This window comes from Syntrophothermus sp. (assembly GCF_013314835.1).
Classification (GTDB): Bacteria; Bacillota; Syntrophomonadia; order Syntrophomonadales; family Syntrophothermaceae; genus Syntrophothermus; species Syntrophothermus lipocalidus.
Map to the genome: position 1 here is coordinate 1 of NZ_JABUEX010000064.1, position 10,540 is coordinate 10,540.

Here is a 10,540-nt window from a genome sequence, read left to right on the forward strand (position 1 = left end):
GTAGGTTTGGGCATCACCATTATAAAGGGGAGCAGCATGTGTACTCAACCACCTGGGGCAAGCCTGGGTGGTTGTTTTATTTCTCCCAGTTAATCCCAATGTGTCAACCCATATCTAACTTAGCACATATAAGCAAAGGTATCTCTGTTTTCGCCACGCTTGGTTGGCCCCTCTGACAGCCACCCAAGAGAACGGCCAGAACAATAAAAAGAAGAATGATGAGACAGGTTCGGCCACGCATTCTCTTTCCTCCATTTTTTGAGAGGGCTTTGTCTATTCTATAAGCTGTGGCTCACTTTCCACAATTTTATATTTATATTCTTCAACTATAGTTCCATCTTCCTTTGTCTTCCTAAAAATTACAAGGTCGTAACCATCACTAGTTTTACTTTGGGAAGTCTCATAAATATATCTAACACCATTTTCAATCCGTTCTCTTGTTCCAATCCAGAACGGATATTCATTCAGAAAAGGAAATCCTGTTCCGCCAAATAATCTGTTGGACGCCTGTACATTTATATTTACAAGCTTCTTTTCTACATAAGCTCCACTTACCTTTGCCGCTCTCCCAATGCTTTTTAAATACTCTGCTGCTTCTGCTTCCTCCTGCCTTACAAGGTCTGGATAATATTTATCAGCAGAAAGCACTGTATCGTAAAGCTTTTTAGGAAACATCTTCTTTAGTGAGTCTATATAAAGCGCTCCATCCATCGGCTCCTTATATTCAAGCAAAGAATACTCACCTTTTTCGTTTTTGGAAAAGGTTATAACCGTTGGAATAGCCCCACTTCCGCTGATCTTAGTAAATATACCATTTTCAAAACCAAAATATCCAAAACTTGCTATTGTATACACCTTAATAATTCCATCATTTTCCTCCACATCAAGGATGATGTGTCCCTCTGTGGCAATTTCTCCTTTATAATACGCATCCAGGTTCTGTGTTTTAATTGCAAAGCTTACGGCTTCATCAATTGATTTCGGATTCCGGGTTTGAGGCTGTATGCTTTCGTCAATAACAACGTCGTGCGGTTGTATTATATTCAACCGCACCCGCATACTCATTGGTCCCCTAATCCTCAAAGCGTTGCGCCACCAGTTACCATCGTGAATAACTGTATATATTCGACCGTCTAAATCAAAATCAAAGGCAAAATCTCCATAAAGAGCAAGACTACTATGACCCTCTTCGTAATTAGGCCTTCCCACAGGTATATCTTCAGCAGCAATGCCCTTCCGATATGCCAGGTACTCTCTGGCTATTCTTTCCTGCCTTCCTTCAAACCGGTCCATATCACCGATAATAAAACTCACTATGAAATCGCGGTGGACTGCCACGACAAGACACACAAAAATAATTATGATGGCCAATAATTTCTTCATTTTTCAGTCCTCTTCCTTGCCGTTTCTCAACGTCCGATCATATTCAGCCTTAAGGCTCCGTATAATAGACCTTTATACCAATCATAGGAGGGGCCATGTGGGCCAAGGGAAAAAGTAAACGCTAACTTTAACCGTGGCTTTCAAAGTCTCGACGGGATCGTATTTCTGGCACCCGGCAGCGCTCTGCACCCGAATATCACCTGGCTCCTGCTCCGGCTCCCTTTTCGGTGACCCTTATCGCCTAGTCTTAACCCGTGCCACCTCCCCGTCTTCCTTATTCTTCCGCTACCCGCCGATTCCTCCTGTAAAGTAACATATGGCAAAAAAAAGCAACGGGTACTTTTTGCAGATTTTTGCCGAACTGTCCGACAAACAGGGTCAAAAAATTTGCCCGGACACGGACGTTTGAAATACTAACCGTAAGCCTTACACCCAACTCAAACTCCAGCACCACGCTTCGGCGTCCGTGTCCCAGAACCCGTATATCCTCTCGAACGCCTCCCGGTACGCCTCCACTGACGGGTAGCCTTCCTTCCGGGCGTCATCATCCGTGATGTCGTCCAGCCGCTCCCGCCGGACGGCGGTAATTCTCACGTAAGCGAACGGTGCTACCCAGTAGCTTAGGTATAAAAAGCCGATTTGCCACCGCTCCTCGCCCGGCCGCCAGGCCTGGACACATTTATCTCTTTCTGTCAGCGCCCTGCCTGCAAATTCCTCAAAAGACGGGTTACAGAAACCGCAGCGAAGCGGCGAGATCCCGGATGTGTTTTGCATCCCCGTACAGGATAAAGTAGTGGTATTTCTCACCCGTGATCGCCACGGGCCGCGGGTAAGGCACCACGCAGCAGGCCCCGGCCCCCACGCCCAGCTCCGGCGACGGGAAGACGAAATACCCCTCCCTGCCGTTGACCGTGGTTTTTTCCAACCGCGGCCTTTCGCCATAGGGCTTCAGCTTGTGGGAAGCCTCGTGCCGCGCCACCTCCTCGGGCGTCAAGCCCTCCCCGTTCATCGCGCTTACCAGGAAGAAGCCGTCATCACCGCCGTAGCTTCCCGGGATACCCGCAACGTCATCGTAACCCGGGCGCGGCCGCCAGTGACGCGGGAATTCAAGGTACACTCCGTATGCCGGGTTCAGATAAGGCACTTTTGTCCCAAAAACCGTTTCCTCGTCCAGGTGGCGCAAAATCTCCGTCCTGATCACCCTGCCGTTTAAGTCAAGGAACCGGTCGGCAGGGATGTTAGTTGCCGGATCGATGAAAACCCGCAGCCGGAGGTAGGGCCCGGGCTCATCGCCGCTTTCAAGCTTATCCACTCGGAAATCTACCGCCAGCTTCCCGCTCCGGTCAACGACGATCTTTGCCCAGGGGTACCTGGCCAGGAGCTTCTTCGCTTCCGGCGTGCCCTTCGTCGCATTGATGAGCGCGGCGTCGGCAACGCCCGGCCAGTAGGCGAAAAGCTCGTTCCAGGTCACGGCACCGTAATAGCCGAAGGTAAAGTCTCCGGTCAGGAGCCCGATACTCTCCACCACCTGCTCAAGGCCGCTACCGTCGGGTTGCACCAGCCACAGGCTGACCTTGTTTTCACCGTCGAGCCGCGCGAAAAGTATGTACCGGCCGTCGGCCGAGAAAAACGGCCGCTCGTCGCGATAGGCCGGATCGTTCGTAAGCCGGCGCGGCTTCCCGCCGTCGGTGCCCACCACCCAGAGCCTGCGCGACGCCAGACCTTGACGCAACGTCTGCTCGTACCCGCCCGCATCCTTGACTTCCGGCCCCGCGCTGTAAACCAAGAGCTTTCCGTCCGGGGAAAAGGCGGGATCGATTACCGCCCAGTCGGCGCCGGTGAGGTAGGCAAGCTCACCGCTTTGGAAATCGTAGACAGCGAGTCGCTTGTTCGTCCAGGTGTCCCGGCCCGCGCCAATAACGAAGGCCAGCTTCCCTGGTGCGGTGGCTACAAAACCAGGCCGAACTAAAACGGCGCTCTCCCAAGCACTCTCCCAATTCCAGCCCTTACCCACAACGGGAACTGGCTCCTCGTAGCCGTCTGACGGGGCCAGGCCGAGAGGGAGGCCGTCGGCCTCGATGGAAGCCGAACACGGTCCGCGCCACAAGATGACCATCTCCCCGTCGGGCGACCAGCCCGCCAGCCGCGGCACCTCACCCACCACGCCCCTTTCCCGGTCGAAGCGCAGGCGGGAGATGTACACCCGTGCCACGGCGCCCGAAGCGGCGTCTACCTTCCAGATGCCTACCTGGCCCGCCTCACTCTGACCCACCTTCAACCGCTCAAAAGCCACCCACTTGCCGTCCGGCGACCAGGCGATGCGCCCGAGGTCAAAACCGGCCTCCCGCTTCACCAGGACGCGGGGCCTCTCCTTCGCCGGCTCGCCCAAGCAAAGTTCCCCGCCTGCGGTGCAGACAAAGACGTCCGCCACCGGGGAACAGGCGAACTCGTCCACCCTTTGCGCCACGCGGCGGGCCTTACCCCTACCGACCCCGACCAGCCACAGGTCTTCGCCACGGCGGAAAAGCAGCCACCTGCCCGTCGGCGACCAGGCAGGGCGGGAAATATTCTCCCCGGCGGCCAGCTGTCTCGCCTTTCCGTTGGGCAAATCTTTAACCCAGAGCTTTCCTTCGGCCACCCAGGCCACCCTGCCGGCAGTGGGCGGCTTGCCTGAACTGAGGTCGGAAATCCTCCACCGAACCGCCAGGGCGCCTAGTACCGGTGCCCCGAAGACCAAAATTAAAGCCGCCAGAAAGGCTAGTTTTTTCCAGACGTTTTGCATGGCTTCTCTCTCCCCCAATTACAAGACGCGCCTGGCGTTTTCGCTTTCGAGCGCACGGGTTTCCACGCTCATGCAACCGCCCGGAAGAACGGCCAGAGCCACGATGACGGCCAGCAGAACCAGAACGACCAGTTTGCGCCCCGTTGTATCGGCCACGGTTTTCCCTCCCGTTTTTCTTTTTTCACGAAAACCCCTTCCGCCGGCAAAATGTAACACGGGCAAATCTCTTCTTGCCCTCACAGCCGCCTGACGCTCAGCGCAGGCGGGCACGACTAACCGGATACCGCCTCCCGGTAGAAGTGCGCCCACGCAAGTGAGAAGACCAGGGTCGCCGGGATCGCGCCCACCACCAGGCAGACGAAACCGAGCAGAATAACGAGGAAACCGGCCAGGTCAAGGGCCAGCATCCGCAGGACGCGCCCTTTCGTCGCGGCCCAGCTCAGCCGCAGAGACTCCACGGCGCCGCAGTTGTGATCCACCAGGAAAAACGGGTACAGGCGCAGGCGGTAAAAGATGTATATTCCCGGGATGATCAGGAGCAAAAAGCCGACCGAGCTAACGACGAACCACAGCACCGTCGCCAGGAAGTACCGCCAGCCGAGCCGCCACTTTGCGAAAACGTCGCGTGTGCGTACTGGTTGGCCGCTAGCGGTAGCCAGCAGCACCCCGGTATATCCTGGCGTCAACACGAAGTACAGAACCCAGTAAAGCACCCACAGAATACCGAACACGATGAGGCCGGCCGCAGTGGGTTCTCCGTTCGGCCCCGGAGCGGTAGAGCTGACCATCGCGCCTCCTGCCCACAGGACGAGCTCGGGCGCGACGCAAACCACGAGCCACGCTCCCAAAAGCGGCCACGGCCTCTTCTTGAACGACTCCCAACCCATGCGGACCAACCCAAAAGCAGTGGTCAAAATCACCCCTCCTCTTTTGCGCCAGATCTGCTTTTACTGCTTTTCTTCTGTCGCCATCAGATTTGCCGCTTCCATAAAGGCTTCGGGCTCTGCCGGAGAAAGAAGGTAAATTTCCCGGGAGGCCTTGATCCGCATCATCCGGTCCCAGGGGGTGGTATAGACTTTCGCCGTGCCGCCGCCGGCCAGGGGAAAAGACCAGCCGAGAAGGGCAACCATGAGCTCTCGGCGTCCCACAATGAACACCCTCGCTCCACCACGCCGCCGGATCCCGCCGCCAGGCCGAAAAGGAAGAGCAGAACCAGGCCGGGAATGACCATTTTCAGCACCACGCGGCGCCGCGGCAAAAGACGGTAGATAACGTTGTGTCGGCAGAAAATCCTTTCCGGTCGGGACACGTCAACCACCGCAAGGCCTACACGTTCCGCCACAGCCGCACGCCAGCCCAGGCGAGCAGCAACCCCAGGGCCAGGAGGAGCAGATGGGCTGTAAGTTCCGCAGCAATCATCCGCAGCACGTACCACCCGCACGTGCCCCACAGAAAACCGGAAACCTGGGGCAGCGCCCACATCACCGCCAGCGCCGCACCAACCCAGGCCCCCACTGCCAGGGGACGTCCCAGAACGGCCGGTACGGAACCCGGCGCACGCCAGAGCAACACATTACCAACCACCAGGGCAGTCAAAGCGGGCAGGAACCACCAGAGCACCATCAGGAGCCCCAGACCGAACGCGGCCCCGTCGCCGGTCTGGACCATCTTCTCGTAAGCCGGAACCAGGCGAAACCAGGCAAACCAGACACAAAAGGTCATCAGAACCGCACCCAGCGCGACGAGAATCCCGAATCCCGTCCGCCTGAACCATATAAACGTCCCTCCCGCTTCACTTTGGCTACCGGAAATGACCGATGATTTCCAACCGCCCCAGGCAGTCCTCCTCGCGGGCAAGGAACCTCCCCCGCTCACGCCCGGCCGGCACCCGCCCGCCGGCCGGGCAGCAGCGCAACCGCGCGCAGCACAAGCCACAGCAGACCCGCCACGGCTGCACACGACGCCAGAAAGCGCCACCATACCACCGCAAAGGGGCACTCCCACGGGGAGAGCAAGCGTGTGATCCACACATCCCCCAGCGGGCTGTAGCGGCTCTGGTCCTGCACCACGAACCAGAAAGGGCGTCCCAACCGCACTGCGCGCAGTTCCTCAGTCCCCGTCCCCGCCGCCACCGGCAGGAAGAGTGTCGCCAGGATGATTCCGGATGCGGTCACCAGTAAACTTAATACCAGCACCACCTTTTTCCCCCACAGCCTCAGCACCTCCCCACTCCGGCAGCCTTCAACTGCGGCCCGTACCCCCGGACGCGCCAGGCAGCACCACTAACCCGCAGTGCCGTTAAGCCGGGTCCGCAGCGCACCGCAAAACCTCTGCGGTTCCGCCGGAGAAAGAAAGTACGGTTCCCGGTCGGTCTCCAGCACAACCATCTCGTTCTGCCAAGACGTGGCGTAGACCCTGATCCACCCCAGGCACTCCACCTTGAACCGGCCGAAATAGCCGAAGAGCCCCCACGGCGGGTAGGAGCCCAACCGTACGATGGCGAAAGGCGGCCCGGCAAAACGCTGCGTCGCAACGTTCTTCACTTGCGCGTAAGGCACGAACACCGGGCGAAACAGACGCCTGGTGATCCTTATTCCCTGGGCGCGTAAAGGCAAAGAAAACCGCCATCAGCAACACTGTCATCAGCACTATGCCGCACAGAACGACTAAGAAACCCGGCAGTTCCGCCGGGTCGGATACGCCGACTGCTACGCCCACCAGGGAAAGGACACCAGGGGGAATAATCAGCAGCAACAGGGCGTTTCTGGTCTCCGGGTCGGCAGGCGCCAGGGCGAATTTTTCCTCCGCCGCCGGGTGCAGCTTGGCCACAAGCATCTCTCCCTTTATCCTACACATTCTCTTCCGTGCAGCTTTCCCTCTCTCCTGCCAGCAATCTCACAAAAATCTCCACCAGCTGCGGGTCAAACTGGCTCCCTGCATACTTCTTCAGTTCCTCCAGAGCCTCTTCGTGCGACATTGCACCGCGGTAGGGGCGATCCGATGTCATCGCGTCGTAGGCGTCGACTACGGCCAGGATACGGCTCAAGAGGGTGGATCTGCTCCCCCTTCAGTCCCAGGGGATAGCCCCGCCCGTCCCACCGCTCGTGATGCTGGAGAATGTAAGGGGCCACCGGGGCCAGCTCGCCGGAGGAGAGAGCAATGCGGTACCCCACTTCGGAATGGCGCTGGATTTCTTTCCTTTCCTCTTCAGTCAGAGGACCGGGCTTGAAGAGGATGTGGTCCGGCACTCCCAGCTTGCCGATGTCGTGTATCTCCACCAGGAGTCGCAGGCCGTCCATTTCTTCACGCGAGAGCCCCAACGCCTCTCCCAGCATGCAGGCAATCTCTTTCATGCGCTCCGTGTTGTGGAAATCCTTCTCCGCCAGGGCTGCCTTGAGGGCACGGATCACCGCCGCCCGCGGGTCCTTCCCGCTGGCAAGCTTGTTCACGTACATCGCGTCGTCTGCTTCCTTGTAGACTTCCCACAGCCGGCGCGAAGCATCTTTTGCCATCGCCACACCCACGGAGATGCTCAAAGGGAGATCCGGATGCTGCATGTTGTCCTTTTCAACGGCCTCATTTATGCGCTTTGCCACTTCTTCCGCCGTCTTCCGGTCTGTTTGGGGCAGGATTACAGCAAACTCGTCCCCGCCGACCCGGGCCACCACGTCGGAACCCCGGACGCAGCTCGCAATTACTCTGGCCGCACGGCGCAATAACTCGTCACCCTGCTCGTGCCCCAGCATGTCGTTGACCACTTTCAAGCCGTCCAGATCGCATAAAATGAGGCTGACAGGAAAAGAGCGTCCCCTGTCCAGCCGGCGCAGCTCTTCCTCGAAGAAAGCACGGTTGTACAGCCCGGTGAGGGCATCGCGGGTGCTGCAGCGCCTAAGTTCATCCTCCATCTTTTTGCGCTCACCGATATCGCGGATACACTGGACTGCCCCTAAGAGGTTCCCCTTGTCGTCGTAAATTGGGGCCACGAGCGTCCAGAAGTAAAGCCCCCTGCCGCCGCGGGCGAAAGGAGCGAAACCTTCGCCGACAAGAATATGGCCCTTTAATTCGATTTTATCGTACTGCTGTCCCCACTGTGTACCATTGCCGAGCAGGATGTTGGCGAGGATGGGTCTTTTCTCCCCGTAAAACGGGACTGCGTAAGCGTATTCGCCCCTGCCCAGTATTTCTTCTCTCTTAACCCCCGTCATTTCTTCCATGGCCCGGTTCCACACGAGCACCCTTCCTTCGCGGTCAACGGCAAGGGTGGCATCCGGGAGGGAATCAATGATTCTTTCGAAGAGGTCCAGCCTTTCCACCAATTTTTCCGGCAGAAGTTTACTGCTGGCGCCGAGCAGGAGTTCAAGAAACTTCTTCGCCGCTTCGGCTTTTTCCTCTGGCAGAGCGTCCACCAGCCGGTAAAGTTCGTCTTTTCCTCGACCCGGGTTCATGCAATCCACCGCTCCTTTTGAACACTTTTCTCCGGATGTTTTTTTATTTTTCGGGGAACAAAATCCTGCCCCGGAATAGAGAAGAAACAGACGGTTATTCCCCGCCGCAGCCTCCGATGCCCATGGGCCGAGCTTTAGCCTGGTAGTACTCTAAGATCAGCTTATCCACCTTCCGGCTGGCCGCCAGGAGTTTCTCTTTGTCGCCGGGATCAACGGCCACCAATTCTCTCCTGGCTTTTTCCAGCCGCAGGATCGTCCTGCCGAGATCCAGCAAAAACTTCCCCCTTTCGCCAACTTGCACCAGATTCAATTGGACCACTTCCTGGAAAGAGCGTCAAGGGGAACACTGTCGAACGATGTCGGATCGACAAGGTTTTTCCTCATCAAGGTTCCCTCTGGCTCAGACAAAAAAGCCCGCTCCAGTTTCAGAGCGGGTGTATAAGATAGGGGGAAGTAGAAGGGATATCAGAAGCCCCCATTTCATCAAAAATTACGGACCCGGCGTCTAGATCCCCAGGGCCGCCCTTCTTTGCTGGATAACCTGTTCCAGCTGCTCCGCCGCTTTCCCGATTTCCTCTTCCACAATCACCCTGCCGCCGGTGAGCTTTTCCATCTCTTCCGTAAGCACCCGGGTGACCAGCTTGCTGCCGGTAATGAAGGGCGGCTGGGCCAGGTGCAGGGGCAGTCCCAGGGCAAGGCCGAAGGCGCCGTCGGCCAGGGCCGCAGATCTGGGCCACCATATACTGGCGGCAGACCTCCTCAATACCCGGCAGGGTGCAGTTAAATTCGCTGATCACCAGGTCTATGCCGCCGGTGGCCAGCAGCGCCTCACTGGTGAAGTTGTTGCCCGCATGGTCGGCGAACACCTCACCGCCCCGGGACTGGATGTCCTGGCCCACACAGGTGCAGCCTACAATTTTAAAACCTCTGGCCCCGACCTGGCGGGCCAGTTCCATCGCCCAGGGCCGGGTCAGGCCTTCCTGGACCGGGCCGATCAGGGCATGCTGGTGACCGGTGACCATGATGTTGATGTAATCCGGGTCCACCACGCCAAAACCCACCGGCTGGGAGGACAGCTGTGGTTCCCCCAGCAGAATATCATATTCCCTGCAGGCCGAAACCGCATTTCGATTGCTGCCCGGACAGGCGGTCAAAGGCCGTTTCCACACCGTCCCGGCTGGAGATGAATTGAAAGAGGACTTCATCGGCAGAAGGGCAGATTTTTTTCACGGTAGTAATCCCTCCAAAAAATATTTTTATTTTCAGGCTGGATGGCCAGCCAGTCAGGCAGGGTTTTGGTGGTGCAAAGAGTGCAAAATATACTATAACGGTAGATATTATGGGTAAATGGTTTCTCTTATGGATACAAGAATGATGAAGAAGAGCAGGGTTCCAGAAAATCAGTACCATTCGGGTATAGTTTTAATCCTGTAAACAGCCCGCCTTGAAGCGGGCGTCGGCTGCCCGTGGTTGGCAGGGGTTCTTTTTAACCGTCCGGGCAACCTTTTACAAGCCCATTATTAGGAGTGGTAAAGTCCCTTCTATTGCCCTAATAACTCTAAACTTTATCTGGTTCACTTTCAAGCATGTTTTAGCTTGCGTCCGTGTCAAGATCTAGTAGGTATCTCCACAAAAAATTTTCCCGTTATGAGACCTCACCGCTCAAAAACACTAGCTTCAAGGCAGCGGCCTTGACATCCACCCCGCAGGTGGTCAGACAAACCCACCGACGGGGCGGCTCCGGGGAACAGGTAAAGATAATAACCAGCGCCCCGTCGCAAAAACCATTGTACCACCTGCGGGGACCCCGGCTGTCAAGGCTCCCCTAACGGCGCTGCCTTTTAAGCCCTCTGAGGCTCACCAGGGAACAGGTTAGCCAATAAGGGCAGCAAAATCTGGCCGGGCCAGTTCCCGTAAAACATACTTAACC

At 57.1% G+C, this 10,540-nt stretch carries 13 protein-coding genes and 1 pseudogene; all 14 read right to left on the bottom strand.

Features of this window, described 5'->3' with window-relative positions:
- Nucleotides 1–273: 273 nt before the first annotated feature.
- Nucleotides 274–1,383 carry a hypothetical protein gene (locus HPY90_RS13290; protein ID WP_287195173.1) on the bottom strand — a complete coding sequence of 370 codons (1,110 nt, stop codon included), beginning with the start codon at nucleotides 1,381–1,383 and terminating at the stop codon, nucleotides 274–276.
- A 426-nt stretch (nucleotides 1,384–1,809) separates the two neighbouring features.
- Nucleotides 1,810–2,157: an ASCH domain-containing protein gene (locus HPY90_RS13295; protein WP_287195174.1), complete on the bottom strand. Its 348-nt coding sequence runs from the start codon at nucleotides 2,155–2,157 to the stop codon at nucleotides 1,810–1,812.
- Nucleotides 2,111–4,165: a DPP IV N-terminal domain-containing protein gene (locus HPY90_RS13300; protein WP_287195175.1), complete on the bottom strand. Its 2,055-nt coding sequence runs from the start codon at nucleotides 4,163–4,165 to the stop codon at nucleotides 2,111–2,113. Before HPY90_RS13300 ends, HPY90_RS13295 begins: the two co-directional genes overlap by 47 nt.
- Nucleotides 4,166–4,183: 18 nt before the next feature.
- A complete protein-coding gene (locus tag HPY90_RS13305; protein WP_287195176.1) occupies nucleotides 4,184–4,321 on the bottom strand; it encodes a hypothetical protein in 138 nt (45 codons plus the stop codon).
- Between the two features lie 116 nt (nucleotides 4,322–4,437).
- Complete coding sequence (locus HPY90_RS13310; protein ID WP_287195177.1) at nucleotides 4,438–5,085, bottom strand: hypothetical protein; 648 nt, start codon at nucleotides 5,083–5,085, stop codon at nucleotides 4,438–4,440.
- A 27-nt stretch (nucleotides 5,086–5,112) separates the two neighbouring features.
- Complete coding sequence (locus HPY90_RS13315; protein ID WP_287195178.1) at nucleotides 5,113–5,322, bottom strand: PH domain-containing protein; 210 nt, start codon at nucleotides 5,320–5,322, stop codon at nucleotides 5,113–5,115.
- Between the two features lie 169 nt (nucleotides 5,323–5,491).
- Nucleotides 5,492–5,887, bottom strand: coding sequence for a hypothetical protein (locus tag HPY90_RS13320; RefSeq protein ID WP_287195179.1), 396 nt, complete (start codon nucleotides 5,885–5,887; stop codon nucleotides 5,492–5,494).
- Nucleotides 5,888–6,036: 149 nt separating this feature from the next.
- Nucleotides 6,037–6,363 carry a hypothetical protein gene (locus HPY90_RS13325; RefSeq protein ID WP_287195180.1) on the bottom strand — a complete coding sequence of 109 codons (327 nt, stop codon included), beginning with the start codon at nucleotides 6,361–6,363 and terminating at the stop codon, nucleotides 6,037–6,039.
- An 84-nt stretch (nucleotides 6,364–6,447) separates the two neighbouring features.
- Complete coding sequence (locus HPY90_RS16220) at nucleotides 6,448–6,729, bottom strand: PH domain-containing protein (RefSeq protein WP_353733674.1); 282 nt, start codon at nucleotides 6,727–6,729, stop codon at nucleotides 6,448–6,450.
- A 284-nt stretch (nucleotides 6,730–7,013) separates the two neighbouring features.
- The gene (locus HPY90_RS16225; protein WP_353733673.1) at nucleotides 7,014–7,172 is read right to left on the bottom strand and encodes an HD-GYP domain-containing protein; all 159 of its coding nucleotides are present in this window, start codon (nucleotides 7,170–7,172) and stop codon (nucleotides 7,014–7,016) included.
- 97 nt (nucleotides 7,173–7,269) lie between these two features.
- Nucleotides 7,270–8,610 (bottom strand): annotated as a pseudogene (locus tag HPY90_RS13335) (diguanylate cyclase); the annotation flags it as partial.
- A 94-nt stretch (nucleotides 8,611–8,704) separates the two neighbouring features.
- Nucleotides 8,705–8,911, bottom strand: a complete 207-nt coding sequence (locus HPY90_RS13340; RefSeq protein WP_287195184.1) for an aspartyl-phosphate phosphatase Spo0E family protein — start codon at nucleotides 8,909–8,911, stop codon at nucleotides 8,705–8,707.
- A gap of 124 nt (nucleotides 8,912–9,035) precedes the next feature.
- Nucleotides 9,036–9,659 carry a hypothetical protein gene (locus HPY90_RS16370; protein ID WP_502707215.1) on the bottom strand — a complete coding sequence of 208 codons (624 nt, stop codon included), beginning with the start codon at nucleotides 9,657–9,659 and terminating at the stop codon, nucleotides 9,036–9,038.
- 49 nt (nucleotides 9,660–9,708) lie between these two features.
- On the bottom strand, nucleotides 9,709–9,840 hold the full coding sequence (locus tag HPY90_RS13355; protein WP_287195183.1) for a hypothetical protein: 132 nt from the start codon (nucleotides 9,838–9,840) through the stop codon (nucleotides 9,709–9,711).
- Nucleotides 9,841–10,540: the final 700 nt, after the last annotated feature.